At 65.7% G+C, this 26,507-nt stretch carries 30 protein-coding genes; 10 read left to right on the top strand and 20 right to left on the bottom strand.

Features of this window, described 5'->3' with window-relative positions; genetic code table 11:
* Positions 1-51: 51 nt before the first annotated feature.
* The 7 genes from thiL to nrdR form a co-directional block, all read right to left on the bottom strand.
* Positions 52-1,014, bottom strand: a complete 963-nt coding sequence (thiL, locus tag HZR81_RS02965; protein WP_500127276.1) for a thiamine-phosphate kinase — start codon at positions 1,012-1,014, stop codon at positions 52-54.
* A gap of 12 nt (positions 1,015-1,026) precedes the next feature.
* Positions 1,027-1,506, bottom strand: a complete 480-nt coding sequence (nusB, locus tag HZR81_RS02960) for a transcription antitermination factor NusB (protein WP_156244423.1) — start codon at positions 1,504-1,506, stop codon at positions 1,027-1,029.
* A gap of 2 nt (positions 1,507-1,508) precedes the next feature.
* On the bottom strand, positions 1,509-1,985 hold the full coding sequence (ribH, locus tag HZR81_RS02955; RefSeq protein WP_011912028.1) for a 6,7-dimethyl-8-ribityllumazine synthase: 477 nt from the start codon (positions 1,983-1,985) through the stop codon (positions 1,509-1,511).
* Positions 1,986-2,044: 59 nt separating this feature from the next.
* Positions 2,045-3,124: a bifunctional 3,4-dihydroxy-2-butanone-4-phosphate synthase/GTP cyclohydrolase II gene (gene ribBA, locus HZR81_RS02950; protein WP_013981740.1), complete on the bottom strand. Its 1,080-nt coding sequence runs from the start codon at positions 3,122-3,124 to the stop codon at positions 2,045-2,047.
* Positions 3,125-3,135: 11 nt separating this feature from the next.
* Complete coding sequence (locus tag HZR81_RS02945; RefSeq protein ID WP_011912026.1) at positions 3,136-3,798, bottom strand: riboflavin synthase; 663 nt, start codon at positions 3,796-3,798, stop codon at positions 3,136-3,138.
* Between the two features lie 537 nt (positions 3,799-4,335).
* A complete protein-coding gene (gene ribD / locus HZR81_RS02940; RefSeq protein ID WP_500127275.1) occupies positions 4,336-5,436 on the bottom strand; it encodes a bifunctional diaminohydroxyphosphoribosylaminopyrimidine deaminase/5-amino-6-(5-phosphoribosylamino)uracil reductase RibD in 1,101 nt (366 codons plus the stop codon).
* Positions 5,433-5,900 (bottom strand): transcriptional regulator NrdR, encoded by a 468-nt coding sequence (gene nrdR, locus HZR81_RS02935; protein WP_003304016.1) that lies wholly within the window; start codon positions 5,898-5,900, stop codon positions 5,433-5,435. The genes ribD and nrdR overlap by 4 nt, the downstream gene beginning before the upstream one ends.
* A gap of 113 nt (positions 5,901-6,013) precedes the next feature.
* Here nrdR and HZR81_RS02930 point away from each other — a divergent pair, with 113 nt between their 5' ends.
* Genes HZR81_RS02930 through thpR form a run of 3 tightly spaced genes read left to right on the top strand, consistent with a single transcriptional unit; the run spans position 6,014 to position 7,635 of the window.
* Entirely contained in the window at positions 6,014-6,439 is a 426-nt protein-coding gene (locus HZR81_RS02930; RefSeq protein ID WP_014595795.1) for a YbaY family lipoprotein, read from the top strand.
* Positions 6,436-7,089, top strand: a complete 654-nt coding sequence (locus HZR81_RS02925) for a class I SAM-dependent methyltransferase (RefSeq protein ID WP_500127274.1) — start codon at positions 6,436-6,438, stop codon at positions 7,087-7,089. Before HZR81_RS02930 ends, HZR81_RS02925 begins: the two co-directional genes overlap by 4 nt.
* A gap of 15 nt (positions 7,090-7,104) precedes the next feature.
* Complete coding sequence (thpR, locus tag HZR81_RS02920) at positions 7,105-7,635, top strand: RNA 2',3'-cyclic phosphodiesterase (RefSeq protein WP_500127273.1); 531 nt, start codon at positions 7,105-7,107, stop codon at positions 7,633-7,635.
* Positions 7,636-7,654: 19 nt separating this feature from the next.
* Here thpR and yedF read toward each other — a convergent pair whose 3' ends face one another.
* Together yedF and yedE are read right to left on the bottom strand one after the other, a co-directional pair.
* Positions 7,655-7,894, bottom strand: a complete 240-nt coding sequence (gene yedF, locus HZR81_RS02915; RefSeq protein WP_013981735.1) for a sulfurtransferase-like selenium metabolism protein YedF — start codon at positions 7,892-7,894, stop codon at positions 7,655-7,657.
* Positions 7,863-9,089 (bottom strand): selenium metabolism membrane protein YedE/FdhT, encoded by a 1,227-nt coding sequence (gene yedE / locus HZR81_RS02910; protein WP_500127272.1) that lies wholly within the window; start codon positions 9,087-9,089, stop codon positions 7,863-7,865. Before yedE ends, yedF begins: the two co-directional genes overlap by 32 nt.
* 206 nt (positions 9,090-9,295) lie before the next feature.
* On the opposite strand from yedE, the gene trxA reads away from it, so the two are divergent.
* Complete coding sequence (gene trxA, locus HZR81_RS02905) at positions 9,296-10,165, top strand: thioredoxin (protein ID WP_500127271.1); 870 nt, start codon at positions 9,296-9,298, stop codon at positions 10,163-10,165.
* Here the strand turns inward: trxA and HZR81_RS02900 are convergent.
* A complete protein-coding gene (locus HZR81_RS02900; protein WP_125869376.1) occupies positions 10,159-10,545 on the bottom strand; it encodes a hypothetical protein in 387 nt (128 codons plus the stop codon). The genes trxA and HZR81_RS02900 overlap by 7 nt on opposite strands.
* A gap of 106 nt (positions 10,546-10,651) precedes the next feature.
* On the opposite strand from HZR81_RS02900, the gene HZR81_RS02895 reads away from it, so the two are divergent.
* Genes HZR81_RS02895 through HZR81_RS02880 form a run of 4 tightly spaced genes read left to right on the top strand, consistent with a single transcriptional unit; the run spans position 10,652 to position 13,781 of the window.
* Complete coding sequence (locus HZR81_RS02895) at positions 10,652-11,266, top strand: DUF2796 domain-containing protein (protein WP_500127270.1); 615 nt, start codon at positions 10,652-10,654, stop codon at positions 11,264-11,266.
* A 17-nt stretch (positions 11,267-11,283) separates the two neighbouring features.
* Complete coding sequence (locus HZR81_RS02890; protein WP_500127269.1) at positions 11,284-11,991, top strand: ABC transporter ATP-binding protein; 708 nt, start codon at positions 11,284-11,286, stop codon at positions 11,989-11,991.
* 3 nt (positions 11,992-11,994) lie between these two features.
* Positions 11,995-13,260: an ABC transporter permease gene (locus tag HZR81_RS02885; RefSeq protein WP_500127268.1), complete on the top strand. Its 1,266-nt coding sequence runs from the start codon at positions 11,995-11,997 to the stop codon at positions 13,258-13,260.
* 8 nt (positions 13,261-13,268) lie between these two features.
* Complete coding sequence (locus HZR81_RS02880) at positions 13,269-13,781, top strand: DUF3299 domain-containing protein (RefSeq protein WP_500127267.1); 513 nt, start codon at positions 13,269-13,271, stop codon at positions 13,779-13,781.
* A gap of 51 nt (positions 13,782-13,832) precedes the next feature.
* On the opposite strand, the gene HZR81_RS02875 is transcribed toward HZR81_RS02880, so the two are convergent.
* From HZR81_RS02875 to HZR81_RS02850, 6 genes are read right to left on the bottom strand one after another with little or no spacing between them, the layout of a single operon-like run.
* Positions 13,833-14,924, bottom strand: a complete 1,092-nt coding sequence (locus tag HZR81_RS02875) for a tetratricopeptide repeat protein (RefSeq protein WP_500127266.1) — start codon at positions 14,922-14,924, stop codon at positions 13,833-13,835.
* A 1-nt stretch (position 14,925) separates the two neighbouring features.
* The gene (locus tag HZR81_RS02870; protein ID WP_045633041.1) at positions 14,926-15,639 is read right to left on the bottom strand and encodes an energy transducer TonB; all 714 of its coding nucleotides are present in this window, start codon (positions 15,637-15,639) and stop codon (positions 14,926-14,928) included.
* Complete coding sequence (locus HZR81_RS02865; protein WP_102840429.1) at positions 15,639-16,052, bottom strand: ExbD/TolR family protein; 414 nt, start codon at positions 16,050-16,052, stop codon at positions 15,639-15,641. Before HZR81_RS02865 ends, HZR81_RS02870 begins: the two co-directional genes overlap by 1 nt.
* An 11-nt stretch (positions 16,053-16,063) precedes the next feature.
* Positions 16,064-16,609 (bottom strand): MotA/TolQ/ExbB proton channel family protein, encoded by a 546-nt coding sequence (locus tag HZR81_RS02860; protein WP_011912010.1) that lies wholly within the window; start codon positions 16,607-16,609, stop codon positions 16,064-16,066.
* On the bottom strand, positions 16,602-17,948 hold the full coding sequence (locus tag HZR81_RS02855) for a MotA/TolQ/ExbB proton channel family protein (protein WP_500127265.1): 1,347 nt from the start codon (positions 17,946-17,948) through the stop codon (positions 16,602-16,604). Before HZR81_RS02855 ends, HZR81_RS02860 begins: the two co-directional genes overlap by 8 nt.
* Complete coding sequence (locus tag HZR81_RS02850) at positions 17,945-18,730, bottom strand: DUF3450 domain-containing protein (protein ID WP_023444693.1); 786 nt, start codon at positions 18,728-18,730, stop codon at positions 17,945-17,947. The genes HZR81_RS02855 and HZR81_RS02850 overlap by 4 nt, the downstream gene beginning before the upstream one ends.
* A 184-nt stretch (positions 18,731-18,914) precedes the next feature.
* Between HZR81_RS02850 and HZR81_RS02845 the strand changes: the two genes are divergently transcribed.
* Complete coding sequence (locus HZR81_RS02845; protein WP_046617766.1) at positions 18,915-19,613, top strand: OmpW/AlkL family protein; 699 nt, start codon at positions 18,915-18,917, stop codon at positions 19,611-19,613.
* A gap of 74 nt (positions 19,614-19,687) precedes the next feature.
* Here HZR81_RS02845 and HZR81_RS02840 read toward each other — a convergent pair whose 3' ends face one another.
* The 4 genes from HZR81_RS02840 to HZR81_RS02825 form a co-directional block, all read right to left on the bottom strand.
* Entirely contained in the window at positions 19,688-20,617 is a 930-nt protein-coding gene (locus tag HZR81_RS02840) for an NAD-dependent epimerase/dehydratase family protein (RefSeq protein ID WP_500127264.1), read from the bottom strand.
* A complete protein-coding gene (locus HZR81_RS02835) occupies positions 20,610-21,494 on the bottom strand; it encodes a sugar nucleotide-binding protein (protein ID WP_102840424.1) in 885 nt (294 codons plus the stop codon). Before HZR81_RS02835 ends, HZR81_RS02840 begins: the two co-directional genes overlap by 8 nt.
* 11 nt (positions 21,495-21,505) lie before the next feature.
* Complete coding sequence (locus tag HZR81_RS02830; RefSeq protein ID WP_003281797.1) at positions 21,506-21,997, bottom strand: single-stranded DNA-binding protein; 492 nt, start codon at positions 21,995-21,997, stop codon at positions 21,506-21,508.
* 168 nt (positions 21,998-22,165) lie between these two features.
* Positions 22,166-23,533 (bottom strand): MFS transporter, encoded by a 1,368-nt coding sequence (locus HZR81_RS02825; protein ID WP_500127263.1) that lies wholly within the window; start codon positions 23,531-23,533, stop codon positions 22,166-22,168.
* A 131-nt stretch (positions 23,534-23,664) separates the two neighbouring features.
* On the opposite strand from HZR81_RS02825, the gene uvrA reads away from it, so the two are divergent.
* Positions 23,665-26,502 (top strand): excinuclease ABC subunit UvrA, encoded by a 2,838-nt coding sequence (uvrA, locus tag HZR81_RS02820; RefSeq protein ID WP_500127262.1) that lies wholly within the window; start codon positions 23,665-23,667, stop codon positions 26,500-26,502.
* Positions 26,503-26,507: the final 5 nt, after the last annotated feature.

Genomic DNA, 26,507 nt, shown 5'->3' with positions numbered 1-26,507 from the left:
AACAGCGTTCCTTCTCGGATTGATCGCGGGCTGAGCAGGCCCGCAACGCCCTCATGGAGGGAAATGGTTGTAGCCGCGTTCGGACACGGCCACCTCGTTGCCCGCCGCGTCCAGCAGCTGCACCCCCTGCCCCGCCGTCACCCGGCCGATGACCTGCACCGGCCAGCCGGCAGCTTGCAGCGGCGCCAGTTCGGCAGGCGGCAGGGTGAAGGCCAGCAGGTAGTCGTCGCCGCCAGCCAGCGCGCAACGCAGCGCTTCGGCGTCGCCGGCGAAACGGCGCAGCGGCTCGGACAACGGCAGCCGATCACGCTCGATCTGCAGCGCGACGCCTGATGCCTTGGCAATATGCCCGCAGTCAGCCAGCAGGCCGTCGGAGATATCCAGCGCCGCCGTGGCCTTGCCTCGTAGCACCTCGCCCAGGGCCAGCTGAGGCTGTGGCGACCAGTAGCGCGCCAGCAGGTGTTCGGCGACATCCGCATCGGCTTCCGCCTGACCAAGCACCAGGGGCAGCGCTCCGGCTGCTTCGCCCAGCACACCACCGACGCAGAGCAGATCACCGGTCTGCGCGCCGGCACGGGTCAGCGCCTGCCCGGCCGGCACGCGGCCGAACACCGTTACCGTCAGGCACAGCGGGCCACGGGTGGTATCGCCGCCAATCAGACGCAGGCTGCAGTCGAGCGCCATGGCATCCAGTCCGCGGGCGAACTCGGCCAGCCAGAGCGGATCGCCGCTCGGCAGGCTCAGGGCAAGGGTGAAGCCGATGGGTGTGGCGCCCATGCCGGCCAGGTCGCTGGCGGCGACGGCCAAGGCGCGCTGGCCGAGCAGGAACGGATCGCAGGGATTGGGGAAATGCACGCCGGCGACCAGGGTGTCGGTGGACACGGCCAGCTGTTCACCGGAGGGAATCTGCAGCAGGGCGCAATCATCGCCGATGCCGAGAACGACTTCGCCGCCGGCCCTGGCACAAGCGGCGGCGGCGAAGTAGTGACGGATCAGCTCGAACTCACCCAGCAAGGCGAGCGGCCCTCAGCGCTTGTGGTTGCGCACTTCGGCGCTGCGCAACGAGGGGGCCAGCTTGTCCAGCACGCCGTTGACGAACTTGTGTCCGTCGGTGGCGCCGTAGACCTTGGCCAGCTCGATGCCTTCGTTGATGACCACGCGGTACGGCACGTCGATGCGCTGCATCAGCTCGTAGGTCGACAGGCGTAGGATGGCCAGCTCCACCGGGTCGAGCTCATCCAGCGGACGGTCGAGATTCGGCGCAATGGCCTGGTCGACCTCGGTCTTCTTGCGCGCCACGCCGTTGAGCAGTTCGTGGAAGTAGGCACCGTCGACACCGCTGAAATCGTTGTCGACGCGGAACTGCGCCTCGATTTCGTTGAGGCTCTGACCGGCCATGTGCCACTGATACAACGCCTGCATCGCCAGGCTGCGAGCGACCCGGCGCGTGGCGATCTTGCCCTTGGCCTTGGGCTGCGGTGCGTCCTGGCTATCGTCGTGATTCAGGCTCACTTCGCCTCCAGCTGCGACAGCAGGCTCACCATTTCCAGTGCGGAGAGTGCGGCTTCGGCGCCCTTGTTACCGGCCTTGGTGCCGGAACGCTCAATGGCCTGTTCGATGGAATCGACGGTCAGCACGCCAAAGGCGACCGGTACGCCGAACTCCATGGAGACCTGGGCCAGGCCCTTGGTGCACTCTCCGGCGACGTATTCGAAGTGCGGCGTGCCACCGCGGATGACCGCGCCAAGGGCGATGATGGCGTCGTATTCCCCCTGCTGCGCGACCTTCTGCGCGACCAGCGGAATCTCGAAGGCACCCGGTGCGCGGATGATGGTGATGTCGTTTTCGCTGACGCCGTGGCGAACCAGCGCGTCGACCGCGCCGCTGACCAGGCTCTCGACGACGAAGCTGTTGAAGCGGCCTACGACCAGGGCGTATTTGCCCTGCGGGGCGATGAAGGTTCCTTCGATGGTCTTCAGGGGCATGGGTGCTTTCTCATCTCTTTAAAGAACGAAGGCGCCGCGGACTGCGCGGCGCCTCTGATTTATTCGGCCGGGAGGTATTCTACAACTTCCAGATCGAAGCCGGATATCGCGTTGAACTTCATCGGCGCGCTCATCAGGCGCATCTTGCGCACGCCCAGGTCACGCAGGATCTGCGAACCGGCGCCGACGGTGCTGTAGGTGGCCGGGGTCGGCGGCTGCTGGCGGGTCAGCTGCGCCAGCAGCTGCGGGCCGGTGAGCGGATTGCCGAGCAGCAGCACCACGCCCTTGCCGGCCTTGGCCACCTCGCTCATCGCAGCGCGCAGGCTCCAGCGCCCCGGCACGGTGACCAGCAGCAGATCACGCAGCGGCTCCATGTTGTGCACGCGCACCAGGGTCGGCTCTTCCGGGGAAATCTCACCGCGGGTCAGTGCCATGTGCACGGTGTCCTCGACGCCGTCGCGGTAGGTGACCAGGTTGAACTGGCCCAGCTCGGTTTCCAGCGGCTGCTCGGAAACCCGCTGCACGGTGCGCTCGTGGATCATGCGGTAGTGGATCAGGTCGGCGATGGTGCCGATCTTCAGCCCGTGCTGCTCGGCGAAGACTTCCAGCTCAGGACGGCGCGCCATGGTGCCGTCGTCGTTCATGATCTCGCAGATCACGCCGCTGGCCTCGAACCCGGCCATGCGCGCCAGGTCACAGGCAGCCTCGGTGTGGCCGGCACGCGCCAGCACGCCGCCCGGTTGCGCCATCAGCGGAAAGATGTGGCCGGGGCTGACGATGTCCTCGGCCTTGGCATTCTTCGCCACCGCGGCCTGCACGGTACGCGCGCGGTCGGCCGCGGAAATGCCGGTGGTCACGCCTTCGGCGGCCTCGATGGAAACGGTGAACTTGGTGCCGAAGCCCGAGCCGTTGCGCGGCGCCATCAGCGGCAGCTTGAGCAGCTCGCAGCGTTCGCGGGTCATGGGCATGCAGATCAGGCCGCGGGCGAAGCGCGCCATGAAATTGATGTGCTCGGCGGTCACGCACTCGGAGGCGACAATGATGTCGCCCTCGTTCTCGCGGTCCTCGTCATCCATGAGGATGACCATCTTGCCGGCGCGGATGTCTTCGATCAGTTCTTCAGCGGTATTGAGCGCCATCGGGCGTCTCCTCAATTCTTCAGGTAGCCGTGCTCGGCGAGAAAACCTTCGGTGAGCCCCGAGGCCTTGGGTTCGGCGGCCTTGTCGCCCATCATCAGGCGCTCCAGGTAACGCGCCAGCAGGTCGACCTCCAGGTTCACCTGCCGCCCGGGGCGGTAGTCGGCCATGATGGTTTCGCCGAGGGTGTGCGGCACGATGGTCAGCTCGAATTCGGCGCCGTTGACCGCATTGACCGTGAGGCTGGTGCCGTCCACGGTGATCGAGCCCTTGAGCGCAATGTACTTGGCCAGCTCGCGCGGCGCGCGGATGCGGAACTGCACGGCGCGCGCATTATCTTCCCGTGCCACGACCTCGCCGACACCATCGACATGGCCGCTGACCAGATGACCGCCGAGGCGGCTGGTGGGGGTCAGGGCCTTTTCCAGGTTGACCCGGCTGCCGGCCTTGAGATCGATGAAGGCGGTGCGCGCCAGGGTTTCGCGGCTGACGTCGGCCCAGAAGCCGTTGCCCGGCAGCTCCACCGCCGTCAGGCAGACGCCGTTGACGGCGATACTGTCGCCCAACTTGACGTCGCCCAGATCCAGCTTGCCGGTTTCGACCAACACGCGGACGTCGCCGCCCTTGGGGGTGAGCGCACGGATGGTGCCGATGGCTTCGATTATTCCGGTGAACATGTGGCCTCCCGTGGAAGGCGGATAAAACGCTGCATACGACGAACTCCTGTTTTTGAAAAACAGGGCGCTACGGATCGATAGGGATGCATGACGGGTGCACGGACGGCGCCCATCGGAATATCCCGCTCTCTCTCATCCGGACTATACCGTCGGCCCCGGAATCACACCGGGTCTGCTGACCTTGCCGAAGCAAGCGCTCGCGGGCTAGACGCGATTGAAAGCTACTGCGCGCAGAGCATGCTGCGTTGTGCTCCTCCTCGAAGTGCTCATTTACCAAGGCCTCGCTGCCCCCAGTAAAGCCCGCCTTCTCGTCGAATCACGCCTTGCCTGCTCAGCGCTCGCTACGCTTTCATCCTTGTTACTGCGCCATTACCGCCGGTGGGGAATCGCACCCCGCCCTGAGAACGTTGGGCCGTTTGCGGCCCGGCAGCGTTTTTAACACAAATAGCGACGCGGGGCAGCCCGTTATCGCCCGGTAGCAGCTATCTGAATGCAAGACGCAGGCTATCGGCGGACACCGCCGACACGGGTTGCCGATCAGTTGGCCGGGCGCGCCAGGATCTTCCAGTCGTCGCCCACCGCCCGGATGTCGACGATCTTCAACTCGCGCGCCTCGCTCATGCGCTCGAGCGGAAGCTCCAGCAGCGGCCGCGCCGAGGAGCCGAGAAACTTGGCCGCCATGAACAGCTGGTACTCGTCGATCAGGCCGAGGCTGGCGAACGCACCGACCAGCCGCGGTCCGGCCTCGACCAGCACCTCGTTGGCACCACGGGCAGCCAGCTCGCGCAGCAGCGCGGCCAGGTCGACCCGCTCCTGCCCCAGCACCAGCGCCTCGTGACCGGCGCGACGATAGGTCTCCTCGCAGCCGGCGACCACCGTGACGACCAGCGCCGGACCGGCCTGAAAGAACGGCGCATCCAGCGGCACGCGCAGCCGACCATCGACCAGCACCCGCAGCGGCGGGCGCTGCAGCGCCAGCGCAGTGGTTTCCGCATCCAGCCCCAGTTCGGCGCCGCGTACGGTCAGCCGCGCGACATCCATCAGCACGGTGTCAGCGCCGGTCAGCACCACGCTGGAGCGGGCGCGCAGGCGCTGCACCTCGGCACGCGCCGCCGGGCCGGTGATCCACTGGCTCTCGCCGCTGGCCATCGCGGTGCGCCCGTCCAAGCTCATGGCCAGCTTGGCGCGCACGTATGGCAGGCCGCTTTCCATGCGCTTGGTAAAGCCCGCATTGAGTTCCCGCGCCTCGCCTTCCAGCACGCCGCTGGCAACTTCGATACCGGCGCTGCGCAGCCGCTCCAGACCGTTCCCGGCGACCTGCGGATTGGGGTCCTGCATGGCCGCCACCACGCGCCCGACACCGGCCTTGACCAGCGCTTCGGCACAGGGCGGCGTGCGCCCGTAATGGCTGCAGGGTTCGAGGGTGACGTAGGCGGTGGCACCGCGGGCGCGCTCGCCGGCCTGGCGCAGCGCATGGACTTCGGCATGCGGCTCGCCGGCGCGTACGTGCCAGCCTTCGCCGACCAACTCACCATCGGCGACGATGACGCAACCGACCCGCGGGTTCGGATGGGTCGAATAAAGCCCCTTGCGCGCCAACTGCAGCGCCCGGGCCATCCAGGCGTGATCGGCCGTCATTCGGGCTTGGCCGGCTCGCGGGACAGCCGCTCGATTTCCTCGCGGAACTCGTTGAGGTCCTGGAAGCGGCGGTAGACCGAGGCGAAGCGGATATAGGCGACCTCGTCGAGCTTCTGCAGCTCGGCCATCACCAGCTCGCCGAGCACGCGCGACTTGATCTCGCGCTCGCCGGTGGCGCGCAGCTGATGCTTGATATGGGCGATCGCAGCTTCCAGGCGCTCGACGCTGACCGGGCGTTTTTCCAGCGCACGCTGCATGCCGGCGCGCAGTTTCTGCTCGTCGAACGGCTGGCGACTGCCGTCGGATTTGATCAGTCGCGGCATCACCAGCTCGGCGGTTTCGAAGGTGGTGAAGCGCTCGCCACAGGCCAGGCACTCGCGGCGGCGGCGCACCTGATCGCCCTCGGCGACCAGGCGGGAATCGATGACCTTGGTATCGTGGGCACCGCAGAAGGGACAATGCATGGGGCTGGAATCGGTCGTACGTCGGGACGGCCATGGTAGCGCATCCGACCGGCAAGACAAGGCGACGGCTTTGCTGCTATACAAGCCCGCAATCGCCGTTCAGGAGGCCGTCCGTGCCATCACGTTTTCTCGTTCTGCCCGCCCTGCTGACGCTGCTTGCCGGCTGCGGCAGCCAACCCAGCGAACCACCGACGGCTCCGGTCGAGCTGAGCACCGCACCCCACTCCAAACTGCTCAACGAACTGAGCGGCAGCCTGATCGGCGCACCGGCCGGCAGCGACGTGGAGCTCGCCCTCTTGGAGGTCGATCGACGCGACCAGCCCGACCGCCTGCTCAGCAACGTGCAGCTCAAGGGTCGCGACGGTGAGCTGCCGTTCATCCTCCAGTTCAACCCCGACGCCTTCCCGGCCGGCCAGCGCGTCGAGCTGCGAGGCCGCGTCACGCGCGCCGGCCAGCTGATCATGCGCCTGCCGCCGCGCACCATATCGAGTGCCGCCAGCCAGGCGCTCGGACCGTTGCAGCTGGTTCCGGCACCGTGAGCGCACCGGCGCAGCTGCAGGCCGCTCTGCACGAACTGCTGGGCGATGCCCGCCTGGTCGCCGAGACGCTGCCGGACACCGAGCTGCGCCTCTGGCTGATCGATGCCGCCAACATGGATCGCGCCTTCAGCCCCGAAGAAACCCGGCGCATTCTCGACGAGCCACCCTATTGGTGTTTCTGCTGGGCCAGCGGACTGGTCCTGGCCCGCTGGCTGGCCGAGCGCCCGGACTGGGTGCACGGTAAGCGCGTGCTGGATTTCGGCGCGGGTTCCGGCGTCGCGGCCATCGCCGCGGCCAAGGCAGGAGCCGCCGAGGTGGTGGCCTGCGACCTGGACCCGCTGGCGCTCGCCGCCTGCCGGGCGAACGCCGCGCTCAACAGTGTCGAGCTACGCTATTCGCAGGACTTCTTCGGCGAAGCGGATCGCTTCGATCTGATCCTCGTCGCCGATGTGCTCTACGACCGCGCCAACCTGCCGCTGCTGGACCAGTTTCTCAGCCGAGGCCGGGAAGCGCTGGTGGCCGATTCCCGCGTGCGGGACTTCGCCCACCCGCTGTACCGGCGCCTGGACGTACTCGATGCGTGCACCTGGCCGGATCTGGCAGAGCCGGCGGAGTTTCGCCAGGTGAGCCTCTACCACGCGACGCGCTAGCCATACGGAGACACCATGAGCGAGGAAAGTCTGCGCCTGTTCTTCGCCCTGCCCTGCCCGCCCGAGCAGGCGACGGCCATCTGCGCCTGGCGTGACGGCGAGGCATTCGACGGGCGCCCGGTGGCCGAAGCCAATCTGCACATGACCCTGGCCTTCCTCGGTGCCCAGCCGAAGGAGCGGCTGGATGCGCTGCTGACCATGGCATCAGGCATCGAGGGGACGGCATTCGATCTCCGGCTGGACCGGCTCACCACCATCGGCAAGGGCTTCATCTGCCTGCAACCGAGCACGACGCCGCAGGCCCTGTCGAGGCTGGTCGCTACCCTTGCCGAGCATCTGGCCGCGCTCGGCGTGGTGCTCGACAGCCGGCCCTTCCTCCCGCACCTGACGCTGGCCCGCCAGGCCCGCCAGGCCCGCAGCCGACCGAGCGGCGCCGCGCCGGGCTTCGCCTGGCACGCCGACCACTTCGGCCTCTATCTGTCGACGGCAACGCCGGGTGGCGTGCGCTACGACGCGCTGGGACGCTGGCCGCTGGCAGCGCCATAGCGACCGTCACATGGCCCGCTCAGCGCGGCACTTCGATGAGAAAGCGGAACAGCGGACCGTGCTGCTCCACCGCCAGGCAGTTGTAACCCTTGGCCGTGGCGTCCTCGGGAATGCCGTGCACCGACTGCGAACAGTCCGTCACCACTTCCAGCAACTGCCCTGGCTGCATGGTCGCCAGGGTTTCCAGCGTGGCGATGGCGTTATACGGGCAGTGCTCGCCCCGCAGATCAAGCGAGAGATTCGGTTTGGCCTGGCTCACGGGCAGGACTCCTTTTCGGTTGAAAACGACGTGCGTTGAGGTGCACCAGCAGCATGGCGATGGCCAGGCCGGCAAAGGTCAGCAGCAATCCGCTGGCCGGGCCGAAGCTCTCCAGCAGATTGATCTTCGGATAGGGCAGCGCCAGCGACGTGCCGAGCTGGTCCCAGTACACCGCCACCAGCGTGCCGCCGATGACGTTGCCGACGCCCACCACCCAGAAGTGCACCTGCCCTTCCATGGCGCGATACATCCAGCCGGTTTCGCAGCCGCCGGCGACGACGATGCCGATGCCGAACAGCACGCCGCCGAGAATCGCGTTCGGCCCCATCCAGAAAATCTTCGGACTTGCCCCCAGCGCGATGGCACCGAACGTACCGACGCAGGCCACCGCCATGCCGAGAAGAATGCCGTAGGCCGCGCGGGTTCGGCCGGTGGTCCAGAGGTCACGAGCGGCACTGGTGAAGCAGATCTGCGCCCGCTCGATCAGCCCGCCGAACAACAGGCCGAACAGCACCGCCATGCCCAGCACCAGCGAGGTGTCGAAGCGCCAGGCGGCGAATGCGATGGCCAGCACCGCCACCCCGGTGCCGAGGCGCGCCTGCAACGAGGCCCGCCGCCGCGTGCCTTCCACGTCACCGAACAGCGAACTGGCCTGGCTACCGACCTTCAGCGGCGTGCGCAGCCAGGGCAGCAGGCAGATCTTCACGCCGATCCAGGCGCCGCCCACGGTGGCCAGCATGAAGGCCCAGGCATGCAGCGAGAACATTGGAATGCCGGTGAAGAAGGCCGCCAGGTTGCAGCCCATGGCCAGACGCGCACCGAAGCCGGCGATGATGCCGCCGACCAGACCCTGCAGCAGGCGACGTCTGCTGGTCGGCCAACGCAGGCTGACGTTGTTTGCCCACAGCGCCGCACAGAGCGCGCCAAGCAGCATGCCGATGATCATCACGCCGTCGATGCGATCGAGCGGCGTACCGGCCAGGCCGATCAGCTTGAAATAGCTCCACTCCTGCGGGGTGTAGCCGAACCAGGAAATGATGTGTCCACCCCAGCGGGTGAATTCGCCGGTGACGGCCCAGAAGGTTCCGGTGATGGCGAAGTAGTAGGCGGAGGCGACACCCAGCGCGACGAGCGCCGGCAGGGGCGACCAGAAGCGCACGAGATAGCGCTCCCGGAAATCGGAGAGAACGGACATGTGAAGCTCCTTATGACGCGCGACTGCAAACGCCGCACCTGTCTAGGAAAAGGGTTTCGCCTCGGCGGCAGGATCGCTGCCGTAACGCCGAAGCCGGCGCAACCTTAGTCCAATGACATCCGTCGCGCGAGCCCTTGCTTCCTGCATGCCGCGCCCCCACTTACCATGCACAGCTTCCCAGTCACCCGTCGCCGACGAGAATTCCGATGAGCCAGACGCCCTATATCTTCGATGTCACCACCGCCAGTTTCGAACAGCTGGTGCTCGAGAACTCGTTCCACAAGCCGGTGCTGGTGGATTTCTGGGCCGAATGGTGCGCGCCATGCAAGGCGCTGATGCCCCTGCTGGCGAAGATCGCCGAGGAATACCAGGGCGAGCTGCTGCTGGCCAAGGTCAACTGCGACATCGAGCAGGAGGTCGTCGCCCGCTTCGGCATCCGCAGCCTGCCGACCGTGGTGCTATTCAAGGACGGCCAGCCGGTGGACGGTTTCGCCGGTGCGCAGCCGGAATCCGCGATTCGCGCCATGCTCGAGCCCCATGTACAGGCCCCGGCATCGGCGCAGGGCAATCTGCTGGAAAGCGCTGAGGCGGCCTTCGCCGAAGGCCGTTTTGCCGAGGCAGAGGCGCAGCTGCAGCAGCTGCTCAGCGAGGACAACGAGAACGCCGCCGGCCTGATTCTGTACGCGCGCTGCCTGGCCGAACGGGGCGAGCTGGGCGAGGCGGAAACCGTGCTCAATGCCGTGAAGGGCGATGAGCACAAGCAGGCGCTGGCCGGCGCGCGCGCGCAACTGACGTTCCTGCGTCAGGCCAATGACCTGCCCGATGCCGCCACGCTGAAGAGCCGCCTGGCGCAGAACGGCGAGGATGACGAGGCGGCATACCAGCTGGCCGTCCAGCAGCTGGCGCGGCAGCAGTATGAAGCGGCGCTGGACGGGCTGCTCAGGCTGTTCGTGCGCAACCGAAGCTATGCCGACGGGCTGCCGCACAAGACCCTGCTGCAGGTCTTCGACCTGCTCGGCAACGACCATCCGCTGGTGACGCTGTATCGCCGCAAGCTCTATCAGGCGATCTACTGATCCCGGCCGCCGCTGGTGGCGAGTCCGTCAGCGGGCTCGCCGATCCAGTGATAGCAGGCCGAATCGGTACCATGCTCGACCCGTACCTCATCGCAATGACGCAGCCGCACCAGCAACCGCTTGGCCAACTGCGCGCTCCCGGTGATCGCCTCCAGCTCGGCGAACAACTGCGGCCCTTCCAGCGTCCCGGCACTGCGCAGGCATTCCCGGGCGCTGTGCCAGAGGGCATCGGCCGGCGGCGATGCCGCCGTTGCAGGCCGCCCGGCCGAGCTGATCTCGACGGCGCCCAGCCCACGCGTCAGGCCCGACCAGTCCTCTTCGCCCAGTTCGATTTCCAGATCGACCGGCCAGTCCCCTATGCGCCCACGGATTCGGATCATGCTGTCCCTCCTGAAATATGCGTTCATGCTCACATGCACGGACCGCGCTGGCCAGCCAAGCGGCAAAGTTGTTATAACGTAACGGACCTTGCCAACGGAGCTGACCATGCGCCACTTACTGCTCGCCGTACCCGTGCTTCTGTTGCCCCTGAGCTACAGCCAAGCACATGAAGATCATCATCACGAACATGAAGAAGCTGCCAGCCTCGGCGCCCACGAACATGGTGCGGCTCGCCTGAACGCCGCGCTGGATGGCAAGCGTCTTGAACTGGAGCTCATCAGCCCGGCCATGAACCTGGCCGGCTTCGAACACGCGCCTGCCACACCAGCGGATGAAGCGAAGATCGCCAAGACGCGGGCCCAACTCGAGCAGCCGGCGACACTGTTCGGCCTGCCGAAGGCTGCCGACTGCGTGGTGAGCGAACAACAGCTGCATGGCGAACTGCTCGGCTCGGCCCATGCCGATTACCAGCGCCGCGATCAGGACGATGACCATCGGCACGAACACAGCCATGCCTCTGCAGACGAACACGGCGGCCACAGCGATGTCGAGGCAAGCTACCAGTTCGATTGCAGCAATCCGGAGGCACTGCAGGCGCTGGATCTCAAGATGCTGTTCGAGCGTTTCCCCGGCACGGAGAAGATTCAGGTACAACTGATCGGCCCCAACGGCCAACAGGGCGCGGAACTGACCCCGGCGCGCCCGCAGCTGCCTTTCTGAACCAGCACTGGACATCGATGACCGCTCCACTTCTCGCAATCGACAACCTCGGCTTCGCCTGGCCACGCCAGGCCGAGCTGCTGGACATCCCCTGCTTTCGCCTCGAACGCGGCGAGAGCCTGTTTCTCAAAGGCCCCTCGGGCAGCGGCAAGACCACCCTGCTCGGTCTGATCGGCGGCGTGCAGAAGGCCGCGCGCGGCAGCGTGCGCCTGCTCGACCGTGACCTCGGCAGCCTGCCGGCCGGCGCCCGTGATCGCTTCCGCGTCGATCACACCGGCTACATCTTTCAGCAGTTCAACCTGCTGCCCTTTCTCTCGGTACGCGAGAACGTCGGTCTGCCCTGCCATTTTTCACGGCTACGTGCCGAACGTGCGCGCAAGCGGCACGGCAGCACGGACGCCGCCGCGGCCAGCCTGCTGGAGCACCTGGGCCTGGCACCGGAGCTGTTCGAGCGACGGGCCGATGCGCTGTCCATCGGCCAGCAGCAGCGCGTGGCTGCCGCCCGAGCGCTGATCGGCCAGCCCGAGCTGGTCATCGCCGACGAACCGACCTCGGCACTGGATGCGGACAGCCGCGAAGCCTTCCTGAAACTGCTGTTTTCCGAGTGCCAGGCGGCGGGTGCCAGCCTGCTGTTCGTCAGCCATGATCAAAGCCTCGCACCGCTGTTCGATCGCAGCCTGTCGCTGGCCGATCTCAATCGCGCCGCACGCGCGCCGGAGTGCTGAGCGATGTATCTACTGCGCCTGGCCCTGGCGAGCCTGAACAATCGCCGCTTCACCGCCCTGCTGACCGTCTTCGCCATTGCACTGTCGGTGTGCCTGCTGCTTGCCGTCGAACGGGTGCGCAATGAAACCCGCGCCAGCTTCGCCAGCACCATCAGCGGAACCGATCTGGTAGTCGGCGCCCGCTCCGGCTCGGTGAATCTGCTGCTCTATTCGGTGTTTCGCATCGGAAACGCGACGAACAACATCCGCTGGGACAGCTACCAGCACTTCGCCGAATACCCGCGTGTCGACTGGGCGATCCCGATTTCCCTCGGCGACTCCCATCGTGGTTATCGAGTGATGGGCACCAGCAGCGCTTATTTCGAGCATTACCGCTACGGCCGCAAGCAGCCGCTGCAGCTGGCCGAAGGCCGCGCCTTCGAAAGCGACCCGTTCGAGGTGGTACTGGGCGCCGAAGTGGCCAGCGCGCTGGGCTACCGGCTCGACGACAGTATCGTGCTGGCCCATGGCGTCGCCCGGGTCAGCCTGGTGCAGCACGATGACAAGCCGTTCCGCGTGGTTGGTGTCTTGCAGCGCACCGGCACGCCGGTCGACCGCACCCTGCATATCAGCCTGGCCGGCATGGAAGCGCTGCACATCGACTGGCAGAACGGCGTGCCGGCGCGCGGCGCGGCGCGTATCGATGCGGATCAGGCGCGCGCGCTCGACCTGCAACCGCAGCAGATCACGGCGTTTCTGCTCGGCTTGAACAGCAAGATCGCCACCTTCACCCTGCAGCGGGAAATCAACCAGTACCGTGGCGAGCCGCTGCTGGCGATTCTGCCCGGCGTTGCCCTGCAGGAACTCTGGAGCCTGATGGGCACAGCCGAGAAGGCGCTGTTCGTGGTCTCGCTATTCGTCGTACTGACCGGGCTGATCGGCATGCTGACGGCGATCCTCACCAGCCTCAACGAACGTCGCCGGGAGATGGCGATCCTGCGCTCGGTGGGTGCTCGCCCCTGGCATATCGCCGCGCTGTTGATCATCGAGGCCTTCGGCCTAGCGCTGGCGGGCACGCTGCTGGGGCTGGCCCTGTTGTATGCAGGGATCGCCATCGCACAGGCGCCGCTGCAGAGCCTGTACGGCCTGTATCTGCCGTTGGCCTGGCCGAGCGCCTATGAGTGGAGCCTGCTTGGCGCTATCCTGCTGGCCGCGCTGCTGATGGGCAGCGTGCCGGCCTGGCGGGCGTATCGCCAATCGCTTGCCGATGGCCTGTCGATCCGACTATGAGGAAGCCCATGCCACGCCTGCTGTTCGCCCTGCTCCTGGCCTGCGAGCTGCCCCTGCACGCGGCTGAAGTCCGTCTGCTGCAATGGTCGGAGCTGATTCCGGAAGGAGCCCCTCCGCCGCCACCGCCGCTGGCGATACATGACATGTCGCAGCTGGCCGATGCGCTCGCCGCCGAGGCCGGCCCGGCCGCGGCGCAGCAGTCGCCGGCCGCGCCGGTGGTCGAGGCGCTCGATGGGCAGATGGTGAAGTTGCCAGGCTATATCGTGCCGCTGGACATGACCGACGAAGGGCGCGTCATTGAGTTCCTGCTGGTGCCCTATTTCGGCGCCTGCATCCATGTGCCACCACCGCCGTCCAACCAGATCGTGCATGCCACCAGTGAACTGGGCGTGCGGGTAGAAGCGCTGTACGAGCCGTTCTGGATCGAAGGGCCCATGCGCGTCGAGCATGCCAGCAGCGAGCTAGCAGAGGCCGGCTACCGCATGCAGGCGCAGAAGATCTATCCCTACGAGTTGCAGTGACCAGCAGGCGCAGGACGACGGCGATAGCGATCGCCGTGGTCGCCACGCCAATCAGCGGACGCTGGCGACCTGCCGTTCGCGCTCGAAGCTGAGTTCGCCTTCCGCCCACTCGCGCCATTCACGCACGCGACGACGTTCGGCGCCGGCCCGCTCGGCATGCTTCAGCGCGTCAAGCCCGGCCTGCCAGCGGGCCTGTTCCAGTTCGAGCTGTGCGACATTCATCCAGAACTTGGCGCTGCCGGTCTGGGTCGCCAGCTGCCGATAGATCTTGGCGGCTTCGGTACGCTCACGTGCCTGCCACCAGAGCATGCCCATGCGTTCCTGACGTTGCGCATTACTCGGCAGCAAGCGCGAGGCAAGCATGCCTTCCAACAGCTTGGCGCCCTGCCAGGGCTGGCCGGCGGCACTGGCCAGCGCGACCAGGTTGTCCAGCTCGGCCTCAGTGAAGCGCAGCCCCTTGGTGTGCGCCGCCCGTAGGGTAGCCAGCGCGCGATCCTCGGCACCGGCCAGCTGCTGCAGGCCGGCGAGCTGCCGCCAGGCCTTGACCTGATCGGGATGGCGCAGCAAGAGTTTCTGTTGCCAGCGTTCGGCGGCCTGATAGCGTTTGAGTTCGGCATTGCCGGCGACCAGGAACTGCAGCCAGGTGTCGCCGGCTTTCGGATTGGCCTGCACGTAACGCTCGGCCAGCGGCAGGGCCTTGGCATGCTGACCGAGCCCCTGATAGGCCTGCACCAGCATCTGCAGGATCTCCTCGTCGGCCTGATTGGCCGAGCCCAGCAGACTGACGACCTTGGCATAGCGCCCCTCGACCAGGTTCAGGCGTGCCAGATTGAGGCGCTCGCCGGCCAGCAGTTGCTCGTCCAGCTTGCCGCTGGCCACGGCCTTGTCCAGCCACTCCAGCGCCTGCCGGTTGTTGCCTTCGGCCCAGGCCAGATAGCCTCGGCTGCGCCAGAGCAAAGCCTCTTCGTTGCTCCCCGGCTTGGCGCTCGCGCCGTCCAGCGCCTTGCGTGCAGCCGCATAGTCGCCCTTGCTCTGCGCGGTCTGCGCTCGCTCGAGCGCCATGAACACGGCCGGGTCGATGGCCTGGGCAGCCTGGACCGAAGCAGCGAGGGAAAGGGTCAGCACAAGCAGCAGACGAAGCATTTCAGCGTTCTCCTTGCAGGCGGAAGTGCAGGGTTTTAACGGCTTCTCGGGATACCGGCGCACCGTTCTCGGTGCGCGGGGCGAAACGCCAGCGGGCCGCGGCACGCCGGGCCTCGCGATCGAACACGTTGCGTGGTGACGCCTCCAATACGCGGATGTTCTCCACCCGCCCCTGGGGATTGATGGTGAAGGCAAGCTTGATATGGCCCTCGATGCCCTGCTGCCGGGCGCGATAGGGATATTCCGGGCGCACGTCGTTGAGCGGCATGACTTCCTGCTCAGGGCCACCCGGCTTGCCAGCCGCCTCAACCGCCGCGCTAGCCGGTGCCGGAGCGGCCGCGGGCGCGCTCTGTGCAGCGGTCAGGCCGGACAGGCTGGGCGCCGGCGCGGTCGCGACCGAAATGCCCGCATCGATGCTCGGCAGATCGAGGTCGAGCTTCGGCAGGTTGGCATCTGGCGTGGCCATGTTCGGTGTCGGTGGCGTCGGTGGTTGCGGCGTTTTCGGCTGCGGTGGTTGCGGCGCCTGCTGGCGAGTGCGCGTGGCGCTGTCTTCATTGCGTCCATCCATACGCACGAAATTGGCGATGGCCAGCGGGTCTTCCTGAATCTTGCTGCGCGGTGGATTGACCATGCTCAGCATCAGGGCGAACAGCAGCAGCGCCACGACGCAGGCGGCGACGAAAGCCAGACTGAAACGGACCAGCCGCGGTTGCATCAGCGCGACCCCGTGCTGGCAGCCAGCGCCACGTCCTGCACGCCGGCCTGGCGCGCCTGGTCCATCACCTGTACCACGAGCCCGGTGCGAGCATCCTGGTCGGCCTGGACGACCACCGCGCCCTCCGGCTGATCCACCCGCAGCCGCTCGACATGGGCGCGAACGCTGCGCACGTCCACCGCCTGCTTGTCGATCCAGACCTGGCCATCGGCGGTGACGGCGATAAGGATGTTGCCCTTGTCCTGCGTGCTCGCGGTATCGGCCTGCGGGCGCTGGACCTCGACACCCGACTCCTTGATGAAGGAGCTGGTGACGATGAAGAAGATCAGCATGATGAAGACCACGTCGAGCATCGGCGTGAGATCGATGCCGGTGTCTTCTTCCTGCTGGTAATGGTGACGACGCATACGCATCCCGCTAATCCTCAATCGTGACGCAGCTGGTCGGCCAGCCGGTCGAGAGACTGGCGCGCGATTCGCTCGAGGCGCGCCAGACTGAACAATCCCGTGATGGCCAGCACCATGCCGGCCATGGTCGGCAGGGTCGCCTGCCAGACGCCCGCAGCCATGCCGCGAGGATTGCCGGTGCCGCTGAGCGCCAGCACATCGAAAACCGCGATCATGCCGCTGACCGTGCCCAGCAGGCCGAGCAGCGGATACATCGCAACCAGCGTCTTGCTCAACCGCAGCGGGCCGGACAGCTGCTGCTGCGCCTGCGCCAGCCAGGCCAGGCGCACGGCGCGCTGCCAGCTGCCGGGCTCATCGGCAAGCTGTGCCCAGGCCTGCCGGCGCGACTCGACCCAATGCGGGAAGACCCGACGCATGAACCACAGGCGCTCGAACACCAGCGTCCAATACAGCACGCACAGGCCGGCCAATGCCCACATCACCACCCCACCCGCGGTCATGAAGTCGAGCAGCGCGTGACCGCTGTCGACAACACTCAGCCAGTGAGCGCGCAGATCAGTCACGGCGCGGTGCTCCGGACAGATGCAGCGCGATCAGCCCGGCGCTCTGCTGCTCCAGCAGCTGGATCAGCGCCTTGCTGCGGCTGGCCAACAGGCTGTGCAGGAACAGCAGCGGAATCGCCACCACCAGGCCCAGCACTGTAGTCACCAGCGCCTGGGAAATGCCGTCGGCCATCAGCCGCGAATCGCCGCCACCACTCTGGGTGATGGCCTGGAAGGTGATGATCATGCCGGTCACGGTACCCAGCAGGCCGAGCAGCGGCGCCACGGCGGCGAGCAGCTTGAGTAGCGGTTGGCCACGCTCCAGCGGCGGGGTTTCCTGCAGGATGGCTTCGTCCAGCTTGAGCTCCAGCGTCTCCAGGTCCGACAGCTGCGGCTTGGGCCCCAGCACGCCGATGATGCGGCCGAGCGGGTTGTCGTCGCGCGGATGATTGAGCTCGCGCATCTGACTTCCAACCTTGCGGCCAATGCCACCGAGATAGACCATGCGCCAGATCGCCAGCAGCAGACCGATGGCGCCGAGCACCAGGATCACGCCACCGACCAGACCGCCCTGCTTGACGCGATCCCACAGGTCCGGCTGGCGCTGCAACTGCGCCAGCAGGGTACCCCGGCTCGGGTCGACAGGCAGCGTGGCCAGGGCATCGGAGCTTTTTAGGTAATCCTCGATCAGGCCCTTGCCGGAAGGCTGACGCGGCGGCACCAGCAGCTCCCCGGCATCGGCGTCGTAGCGCAGGAAGGCGTCGCTGGTAAAGGCGGAGAAGCTGCCGACGCGCAGTACCGGCTGCTCGCTGCGCGCACCGTCGGTGCCCACCACCGGCAGTTGCACGCGCTCGACGCGGCCGCTGGCCGCCAGGTCTTCGAGGAGGGTCATCCAGAAGGCATCGAGGTCATCGGCTGATGGCAAGGCACGACTTTCGGCCAGGCTGCGCAGCTGCTTGAGTCGCTCGGGATACTGGGCATTGAGCAGGCTATCCTGCCACTGGCCGGCGATATCGCCGGCACTCTGCCGCACCACGCCGAACAGCTCGCCGAGATGACCGACACGCTGTGCCAGCAGCTTTTCCTGCTCGGCCAGCTCCGCTTCCTGGCGGTCGAATTCAGCCTTCAGCCGCTCGGCCTCGGCCTTCTGCTCAGCCAGTGCGGCACGGGCACGGGAAAGCAGTTGCTGCTGCTCGCCACGGTCACGCACGAAGGCCTGCTCGCGAGCCTGCATGGCACTGACCTCAGCGGCGCGGTCGCTGCGGATGCGTTCGAGCAACTGGTCAGGGCTGAGCGGCTCCGCCGCATGCGAGGTGAGCGGCAGCAGCGCGACAAGGAACAGGGAAAACAGACGGCTCATTGCGCGGCCTCCTCGGCCAGGGTCTTCACGGGCAGTTGCAGATAGGCGGGCGCCTGTTGCTGACGGGCGATGGCGATGGCCTGCGTAAGCGGTCGGCGGGCGCTGCCGTCGAGCACTTCCCAGGCGCGAGTCTGCGGATTCCACCAGCCGCTCTCGTGAGCATCGAGAGTCTGGTAATAGAGCATCACTCGACCGAGCCGCAGGAATTCGACGCTGCGTGACTCCGCGTCGCCCGGCAGCTCGCCACGCCAGGCTTCCAGCGTGCGGCCGTAGTCGCTTTCGATCTGATAGGCCTCGAGGATGCGCCGGTACTTTTCCGCCAGGCTGACGTCGGCGCGTGGCAGTAGGTCCTGCAGGCCGGCCAGACGATCGGCACGCTCATCGGGGAGGAACGGCAGATCGGCCGCGATGAATTCCCCCAGCACCTCGACCATACGGCTCATCTGCGGCGTAACGGCTTCCTGGGTGCGCTCGATGCTGTCCAGCTGGCGCTGAAAGCCCACAAGTTCCTTGCTCTGCGCTGCGGTCAGCTCCTGCAACTGCTTGTTGTAGGCCTTCAGCGCTTCGGTCTGCTGCAAAGCACTGCGGTACTCGTTGAGCATCTCGCGAGTGGCGTCGTCGAGCTGGTCGATCCGCGCCTGCGAGGCCTTCGCCTCGGCGGACAAACGCTCGCTCTCATCCAGCGCTGCGTCCAGCGGTGCCGCGGACAGCGACCCGGCATAAAGCTGAAGACAGCACGGCAGCACGGCAACCGCCAGCAGGCGGGGGAAGAAGGAAGGCATTGAAGGGTCCTTGCAGACGGTCGTCAACTCAAAAGAGAAACATTATCATCTGTGAGTTGACGCAAAGCAACCCGGGCGTTTCGTCGCAGTCGAGGCGGCGTTTTTCATTGAGCTGGATCAAAAAGCCCCAGCGCTCAGTCCCTACCATGGCGCTCAATCGCATTCCAACAAACGGAGCATCATCATGCGCAAGACCCTGTTCACCGCTTCCGCGCTGGCCCTGGCGCTGGCCGCACCCTTCGCCCAGGCTTTCGAAGCCGGGGACATCATCGTTCGCGCTGGTGCTATTACCGTTGATCCGCGTGAAGATAGCGGCAATCTGGAGTTTGATGGCGCTAGTGCAGGCGGCACTAGCGCTACGCTGAATAGCGATACTCAGCTGGGCCTGAACTTCGCTTACATGGTCACGGATAAAGTTGGTATCGAGCTGCTTGCCGCTACCCCGTTCAGCCATGAAGTTGGTGTGAAAGGCGTAAGCAATGCAGTCGGTACTCCGGGCCTCGACGGCAAGCTGGGCGACCTCAAGCAACTGCCACCAACCCTAAGCGTCGTGTACTACCCGCTGGATAACAAAGCTGCGTTCCAACCTTACGTCGGCGTCGGCATTAATTACACGACATTCTTCCAAGAAGACCTGAGCAGCGAGCGTAAAGCACAGGGCTTCAGCAGCATGGATGTCGACGACTCCTGGGGCTTAGCCTTCCAAGTCGGGGCGGACTACATGCTGACTGATAAGCTGATGATCAACGCCCAGGTTCGTTATATCGACATCGACACCGAGGCTACCGTTAAGGGCCCGACAGCACTTGGCGTAACCAAGACCACAGTTGACGTGGACGTAGACCCGATGGTCTACATGGTCGGTCTCGGCTACAAGTTCTGACGTAACCGGCCCAGCCGAATCGCAGACAGACAAAAGGCGCCTAGGGCGCCTTTTGTATTTTCAGAGTTCACAACCTACAAACCCAACAGGTTGGCCAGCCCATCGCGCATCGTGGTCGGTGGCTCGGGCAACCGATAGCGCTGCAGCAATCGGGCATTATTCGCCCGCGAATGCCGAATATCCCCCGGCCGTGCGGCCTGATAGCTCACCTCGGGAAGCCCGCCCAACACGTCACCGATGGCCGCCAGCAGCTGATTCAGCGAAGTGGCCTGATTCAGCCCAACATTCACCGCGCCTTCCACCGCCTCGGGCGACTCCAGCGCCTGCACCAACACCTCGACGAGATCGGCAACGTAGAGAAAATCGCGCGTCTGCTCGCCATCGCCGAACACCGCAATCGGCAAACCCTTCTGCGCCCGCTCGGTGAAGATGCTGATTACACCGGAATATGGTGACGATGGATCCTGCCGCGGCCCGAAGATATTGAAGAAACGGAACACCACCGGCTCCAGACCATGCTGGCGCCGATAGAAATCCAAGTAGTGCTCGCTGGCCAGCTTGTCCGCGGCGTAGGGTGTCAGGGGCGCCTTCGGTGTGTCCTCATCGATAGCATGGCCTTCGCCGTTGTTGCCATAGACCGCTGCGCTCGAGGCAAACAGCACACGCTTCACACCCGACTCGCGCATCGCCTCACACAGATTGAGCGTGCCAATCAGGTTGCTCTGGTGCGTACCGAATGGATCATCCACCGACGCCTGCACCGACGCGACAGCGGCCAGATGCACCACGGCCCGGCAGCCCTGTACCGCACGACGCACGCAATCGGCATCGGCGACATCGCCGACGATCAGTTCGACGCGTGTATCTTGCGGCAGGTTCTCGCGTTTGCCGGTGGAAAGGTTATCCAGCACGCGGACGGCATAGCCGCGCGCCAGCAGGGCATCGACCAGATTGGAGCCGATGAAGCCGGCGCCGCCGGTGATCAGAATCGGGGCGTCAGCCATGGCGGTAATAACGCTCCAGCAGGCTCGGCAGGCCGGTGCGCCAGGCACGCGGCTTGATGCCGAAGGTGGTGAATATCTTCTTGCAGGCCAACACACCGTGCTGCGGCTCAGCCGCGGCATCCGAACAGTCTGCGTGAGCGACCGGCGTCAGCTTGGCAGTCGTCACATCGCGATACCTGGCGGCCTCACCCAGCAGCGCCTGCGCGACCAGCAGCGGCGTCGAAGCTTCGTGACCGCCGTAATGGTAGGTACCCCACAACGGCGCCTGGCAATCGAGCTGTTTGAGCACTGCGAGGATCACCCGGGCCGCGTCGTCCACCGGCGTCGGATTGCCACGGCGATCGTCCGCCAGCAGTATCGCCTCGCTCTGCTCCAGCCGTTGCAAGACTCGCCCCAACACACCGTCACGACTGTCGTCGAGCAGCCAGCCGAAACGCAGCAGCACATGACGGGGGCACAACGCCCGCACGCTCTGCTCGATGCGCCAGAGCGCCTGGCCCCGGGCATCCAGCGGTGCGACTTCATCCTTCTCGCTGTAGGCAGTGGTGCGTGCACCGTCGAATACACGGTAACTCGACGGCTGCAGGAGAACGAAATCGTGGTGCTGGCACAGCTCGGCAAGCCGCTCCACAGCCCGCTCCTGAGCCGCGAGCGCCGGCTCGTTGGGCTGTCCGCTCTGGAACCAGTCGTAGTAATAGGCGAGGTTGATGACGACATCCGGACGGTTGTCGTCGAGCAACTGGGTAAGACTGGCGGCATCCCAGCCCTGGGCGGGCGGGCGCGGCGCGAGAAAGCCGATGTCTTCCTCGGCGCCGAGGCGGATGAGCGCCTGACCCAGGGCATTGCCGCCGCCCAACAGCATCAGGCGCATTCGCATTCAGGAAGGACTCAGAAGGGGATGTCGTCGTCGAAGCTGTCATAGTCCGGCGCGGGCTGCTGCCGGGCAGCAGGCTGCTGCGGCTGAGCCTGCTGACGCGGGGCCTGCTGCGGCTCGCGCTGCGGACGCGGCTGACGTGGTGCGTCATCGGAACTGCCGCCACGGCCGCCGAGCAGCTGCATGGTGCCATTCATGTCGACGACGATTTCGGTGGTGTAGCGCTTGACGCCATCCTTTTCCCACTCGCGCGTCTGCAGGCGGCCTTCGATGTAGCACTGCGAACCCTTGCGCAGGTACTCGCCGGCGATCTCCGCAACCTTGCCGAACAGCACCACACGGTGCCACTCGGTGCGCTCCTGAAGCTGACCGGTCTGCTTGTCCTTCCAGCTGTCGGTGGTTGCCAGCGTGATGTTGGTCACCGCATTGCCATTGGGCATGTAGCGGGTTTCCGGGTCGCCGCCGACATTGCCGATCAAGATGACTTTGTTCACCCCTCTGGCCATGGGTAACTCCTCTTGGAACATATGATTTAAATGGGCACCAGAGGCGATCCTGCCTCCAAAAACCCGATGACCGCGAATCTTACCTCAGCCACCCCTGACAACCAACCAACGCGCCAGCAAGTTGCGTCGCCGTGCGCAGCACCACGGCCACGACGAGCGTCGTGTTGGTCAGGCGACCAAACGATCCAGCGCGTCGCGGTCCAGCACCAGAGTATCGACCTTCACATAGGCCGCCGCCTCGTCGAGCACGATCAACACATCGCTCACGCCGGGCACGTGCAGCAGGTCGGCCTCGAGCCGGGTGTTGCTCAGCGCGCCGGCCGAAAGCGGCAGGCGCAGGCTGGTGACATAGGGAGGCTCGCGCATGCTGAAGGCGATCACGAACCACAGCGCGCAGAGTGCCGCGCAGCCAGCGAACACCAGGGCCAGCCCGCCCTGCTGATAGAGCATGCCGCCCAGGACGCCGCCCACGCCGGCACCGAGGAACTGACTGGTGGAATAGACCCCCATGGCGGTGCCCTTGCCGCCGGCCGGCGCTACCTTGCTGATCAGCGAAGGCAACGAGGCCTCCAGCAAATTGAAGGCCACGAAGAAGGCGACCATGCCTATCACCAGCATCCACAGGCCGTTGCCGAACCACCAGAAGAACAGCTCGCACAGCAGCAGCGCAGAGACGGCACCGAGCAACACGCGGCGCATCTGGCGCTTCTTCTCGCCATAGATGATGAACGGGACCATGCCGAAGAAGCCGATCAACAACGCGGTGAGGTAGACCCACCAGTGCTCGTCCTTCGGCAGTGCCCCCTGCTCCACCAGCGCCAGCGGCAGCGCGACGAAACTCGCCATGAGGATCGCGTGTAATGCCAGGATGCTGAAATCCAGGCGCAACAGATCCGGATGACGCAGCGTTATACCCAGCGCCTGCTTGGCAACGCCGGATTCGCGATGGCGGACATGCACCTGGGCCTTGGGCAGCACCGTCACGATCACGCCACCGAGCACCGCCATCGCCGCCGTCACCCAGAACAACCCGGAAAGGCCGAAGGCGCGCGTCAGCAAGGGCCCGATGATCATCGCCACGGCAAAGGACAGGCCGATGCTCACCCCGATCAGCGCCATCGCCTTGGTTCGATGCTGCTCGCGGGTCAGGTCGGAGAGCAAGGCCATCACCGCGGCGGAGATCGCACCGGCTCCCTGCAGCACCCGTCCTGCGATTACACCCCAGATGCTGTCGGACATCGCCGCCAGCACCGCGCCGGCGGCGAAGATCGCCAGACCGAAATAGATGATAGGCAAGCGCCCGATGCGGTCGGACAGAATACCGAAGGGAATTTGCAGCAGCGCCTGGGTCAAACCATAGGCACCGATGGCCAATCCGATCAGGGTCGGCGTTGCGCCGTCCAGATCCATACCGTAGGTCGCCAGCACGGGCAAAACCATGAACATGCCGAGCATGCGGAAAGCGAACACCAGCGCCAGCCCGGAGGCTGCGCGAGTTTCGCTGGCGCTCATGCGCTCGCTGTAGGGGTCCTGCATGGAGGGTCTCGCTTGTATGAACCGGCGGCGATTCTAGCAGCCCTACCCTGTTCGGCACAGGCGCACGGTTTTGCCGCAGCTGTTACCACGGCCGTATACTTTCGGGTTTTCGCCCGCCACGCGAGGCTGTTTTGGACAAGATTCTGATTCGTGGGGCCCGCACCCACAACTTGAAGAACATCGATCTCACCCTGCCACGCGACAAGCTGATCGTCATAACCGGCCTCTCCGGCTCCGGCAAGTCTTCACTGGCGTTCGATACGCTTTATGCCGAAGGCCAGCGCCGCTACGTCGAATCGCTCTCGGCCTACGCCCGGCAGTTCCTCTCGATGATGGAAAAGCCTGATGTCGATACCATCGAAGGGCTCTCCCCGGCCATTTCCATCGAGCAGAAATCCACCTCGCACAACCCGCGCTCCACCGTCGGCACCATCACCGAGATCTACGACTACCTGCGCCTGCTCTACGCACGGGTCGGCACACCACGCTGCCCGGACCATGACGCGCCGCTGGAAGCGCAGACCGTCAGCCAGATGGTCGATCAGGTGCTGGCACTGCCCGAGGGCCGCAAGCTGATGCTGCTGGCTCCGGTCATCCGCGAGCGCAAGGGCGAGCACCTGGCGGTGTTCGATGAGCTGCGTGCCCAGGGCTTCGTCCGCGCCCGCGTCAACGGCCGCCTCTATGAGCTGGACGAACTGCCCAAGCTGGACAAACAGAAGAAGCACTCCATCGATGTCGTGGTGGATCGCTTCAAGGTTCGCGGCGACCTGCAGCAGCGTCTGGCCGAATCCTTCGAGACGGCGCTGAAACTGGCGGACGGCATCGCGCTGGTCGCGCCCATGGAGAAGGATGACGAAGGCGAGGAGATGATCTTCTCGGCGCGCTTCGCCTGCCCGATCTGCGGCCACTCCATCAGCGAGCTGGAACCCAAGCTGTTCTCTTTCAACAATCCGGCAGGGGCCTGCCCGACCTGCGATGGCCTCGGCGTGAAGCAGTTCTTCGATGCCAAGCGCCTGGTCAACGGCGAGCTGACCCTGGCCGAGGGCGCGATCCGCGGCTGGGACCGGCGCAACGTCTACTATTTCCAGATGCTCGGTTCACTAGCCTCGCATTACGGCTTCAGCCTGGACGAACCCTTCGACTCGCTGGCAGCTGACCATCAGAAGTACATTTTGCGTGGCAGTGGCCGTGAGAACGTCGAGTTCCGCTATCTCAACGACCGCGGTGACATCGTCAAACGTTCGCACCCGTTCGAAGGCATCATCCCCAACCTCGAGCGCCGCTACCGCGAGACCGAATCCAATTCCGTACGCGAGGAGCTAGCCAAATACCTCAGCACCCAGCCCTGCCCGGAATGCCGCGGCACGCGCTTGCGCCGCGAAGCCCGTCACGTATGGGTCGGCGACAAGACCCTGCCGGCAGTCACGGCACTGCCCATCGGTGACGCCACCGATTATTTCGGCGGACTCTCGCTTAGCGGTCGTCGCGGCGAAATCGCCGACAAGATCCTCAAGGAGATCCGCGAGCGTCTGCAGTTCCTGGTCAATGTCGGCCTCGACTACCTGACCCTCGACCGCAGCGCGGACACGCTGTCCGGCGGCGAGGCCCAGCGCATCCGCCTGGCGAGCCAGATCGGCGCCGGCCTGGTCGGCGTGATGTACATCCTCGATGAGCCGTCGATCGGCCTGCATCAGCGCGACAATGAACGCCTGCTCGGCACCCTGCGCCACCTGCGCGACATCGGCAATACCGTGATCGTGGTCGAGCACGACGAGGACGCCATCCGCCTTGCCGACTACGTAGTCGACATCGGACCGGGTGCCGGCGTGCACGGCGGCCGCATCGTCGCCGAAGGCACGCCGGACGAGGTGATGGCGCACCCGAACTCGCTGACCGGCAAGTATCTGTCCGGCCGGGTAAAGATCAACTATCCGCCGGAGCGCACCCGGCGCGATTCGAAAAAGCTGCTCAAGCTCAAGGGCGCCCGTGGCAACAACCTGCGCAACGTCGACCTGGAGATTCCGGTTGGCCTGCTGACCTGCATCACCGGCGTGTCCGGCTCGGGCAAATCGACGCTGATCAACAACACACTGTTCCCGATCACCGCCACGGCACTCAATGGTGCGACCACGCTGGAGGTCGCACCCTACGATAGCTTCGATGGCCTGCAGCACCTGGACAAGGTCGTCGACATCGACCAGAGCCCCATCGGCCGCACACCGCGCTCCAACCCGGCGACCTACACCGGGCTGTTCACGCCGATTCGCGAGCTGTTCGCTGGCGTGCCGGAAGCCCGCTCGCGCGGTTACGGGCCAGGGCGTTTCTCCTTCAACGTCAAGGGTGGCCGCTGCGAAGCCTGCCAGGGCGACGGCGTGATCAAGGTGGAGATGCACTTCCTGCCGGATATCTACGTTCCCTGCGATGTGTGCAAGGGCAAGCGCTACAACCGTGAGACGCTGGAGGTGAAGTACAAGGGCAAGAGCATCACCGAGGTGCTGGACATGACCATCGAGGAAGCCCGCGAGTTCTTCGATCCGGTGCCGGCGGTGGCGCGCAAGCTGCAGACGCTGATGGACGTCGGACTGTCGTACATCAAGCTGGGACAGAGCGCGACCACGCTATCCGGCGGTGAGGCGCAGCGGGTCAAGCTGTCCCGCGAGCTGTCCAAGCGCGACACCGGCAAGACTCTGTACATCCTCGACGAACCCACCACCGGCCTGCATTTTGCCGACATCCAGCAACTGCTCGACGTGCTGCATCGCCTACGCGACCATGGCAACACCGTGGTGGTCATCGAGCACAACCTGGACGTGATCAAGACCGCCGACTGGCTGGTCGACCTCGGGCCGGAAGGCGGCTCCAAGGGCGGTCAGATCATCGCCAGCGGCACACCGGAAGAGGTCGCGGAAATGCCGCAGTCGCACACCGGGCATTTCCTCAAACCGCTGCTGGAGCGCGACCGCCACTGACGAGC

It is taken from the genome of Pseudomonas sp. LM13 (assembly GCF_041381355.1).
In the GTDB taxonomy this organism is placed as follows: Bacteria; Pseudomonadota; Gammaproteobacteria; order Pseudomonadales; family Pseudomonadaceae; genus Stutzerimonas; species Stutzerimonas frequens.
Note: the sequence above shows the minus strand (reverse complement) of the source record. Positions and strands in the feature narration are given on the sequence as shown.

Excerpts from the sequence above, each read along its gene's own strand:
- ribH (WP_011912028.1), bottom strand. The coding sequence starts at position 1,985 with ATGCCCCTGAAGACCATCGAAGGAACCTTCATCGCCCCGCAGGGCAAA.
- ribBA (WP_013981740.1), bottom strand. The coding sequence starts at position 3,124 with ATGGCGCTCAATACCGCTGAAGAACTGATCGAAGACATCCGCGCCGGC.
- HZR81_RS02945 (WP_011912026.1), bottom strand. The coding sequence starts at position 3,798 with ATGTTCACCGGAATAATCGAAGCCATCGGCACCATCCGTGCGCTCACC.
- ribD (WP_500127275.1), bottom strand. The coding sequence starts at position 5,436 with ATGACGGCCGATCACGCCTGGATGGCCCGGGCGCTGCAGTTGGCGCGC.
- nrdR (WP_003304016.1), bottom strand. The coding sequence starts at position 5,900 with ATGCATTGTCCCTTCTGCGGTGCCCACGATACCAAGGTCATCGATTCC.
- thpR (WP_500127273.1), top strand. The coding sequence starts at position 7,105 with ATGAGCGAGGAAAGTCTGCGCCTGTTCTTCGCCCTGCCCTGCCCGCCC.
- yedE (WP_500127272.1), bottom strand. The coding sequence starts at position 9,089 with ATGTCCGTTCTCTCCGATTTCCGGGAGCGCTATCTCGTGCGCTTCTGG.
- trxA (WP_500127271.1), top strand. The coding sequence starts at position 9,296 with ATGAGCCAGACGCCCTATATCTTCGATGTCACCACCGCCAGTTTCGAA.
- HZR81_RS02900 (WP_125869376.1), bottom strand. The coding sequence starts at position 10,545 with ATGATCCGAATCCGTGGGCGCATAGGGGACTGGCCGGTCGATCTGGAA.
- HZR81_RS02895 (WP_500127270.1), top strand. The coding sequence starts at position 10,652 with ATGCGCCACTTACTGCTCGCCGTACCCGTGCTTCTGTTGCCCCTGAGC.
- HZR81_RS02890 (WP_500127269.1), top strand. The coding sequence starts at position 11,284 with ATGACCGCTCCACTTCTCGCAATCGACAACCTCGGCTTCGCCTGGCCA.
- HZR81_RS02885 (WP_500127268.1), top strand. The coding sequence starts at position 11,995 with ATGTATCTACTGCGCCTGGCCCTGGCGAGCCTGAACAATCGCCGCTTC.
- HZR81_RS02880 (WP_500127267.1), top strand. The coding sequence starts at position 13,269 with ATGCCACGCCTGCTGTTCGCCCTGCTCCTGGCCTGCGAGCTGCCCCTG.
- HZR81_RS02875 (WP_500127266.1), bottom strand. The coding sequence starts at position 14,924 with ATGCTTCGTCTGCTGCTTGTGCTGACCCTTTCCCTCGCTGCTTCGGTC.
- HZR81_RS02870 (WP_045633041.1), bottom strand. The coding sequence starts at position 15,639 with ATGCAACCGCGGCTGGTCCGTTTCAGTCTGGCTTTCGTCGCCGCCTGC.
- HZR81_RS02865 (WP_102840429.1), bottom strand. The coding sequence starts at position 16,052 with ATGCGTATGCGTCGTCACCATTACCAGCAGGAAGAAGACACCGGCATC.
- HZR81_RS02855 (WP_500127265.1), bottom strand. The coding sequence starts at position 17,948 with ATGAGCCGTCTGTTTTCCCTGTTCCTTGTCGCGCTGCTGCCGCTCACC.
- HZR81_RS02850 (WP_023444693.1), bottom strand. The coding sequence starts at position 18,730 with ATGCCTTCCTTCTTCCCCCGCCTGCTGGCGGTTGCCGTGCTGCCGTGC.
- HZR81_RS02845 (WP_046617766.1), top strand. The coding sequence starts at position 18,915 with ATGCGCAAGACCCTGTTCACCGCTTCCGCGCTGGCCCTGGCGCTGGCC.
- HZR81_RS02840 (WP_500127264.1), bottom strand. The coding sequence starts at position 20,617 with ATGGCTGACGCCCCGATTCTGATCACCGGCGGCGCCGGCTTCATCGGC.
- HZR81_RS02835 (WP_102840424.1), bottom strand. The coding sequence starts at position 21,494 with ATGCGAATGCGCCTGATGCTGTTGGGCGGCGGCAATGCCCTGGGTCAG.
- HZR81_RS02830 (WP_003281797.1), bottom strand. The coding sequence starts at position 21,997 with ATGGCCAGAGGGGTGAACAAAGTCATCTTGATCGGCAATGTCGGCGGC.
- HZR81_RS02825 (WP_500127263.1), bottom strand. The coding sequence starts at position 23,533 with ATGCAGGACCCCTACAGCGAGCGCATGAGCGCCAGCGAAACTCGCGCA.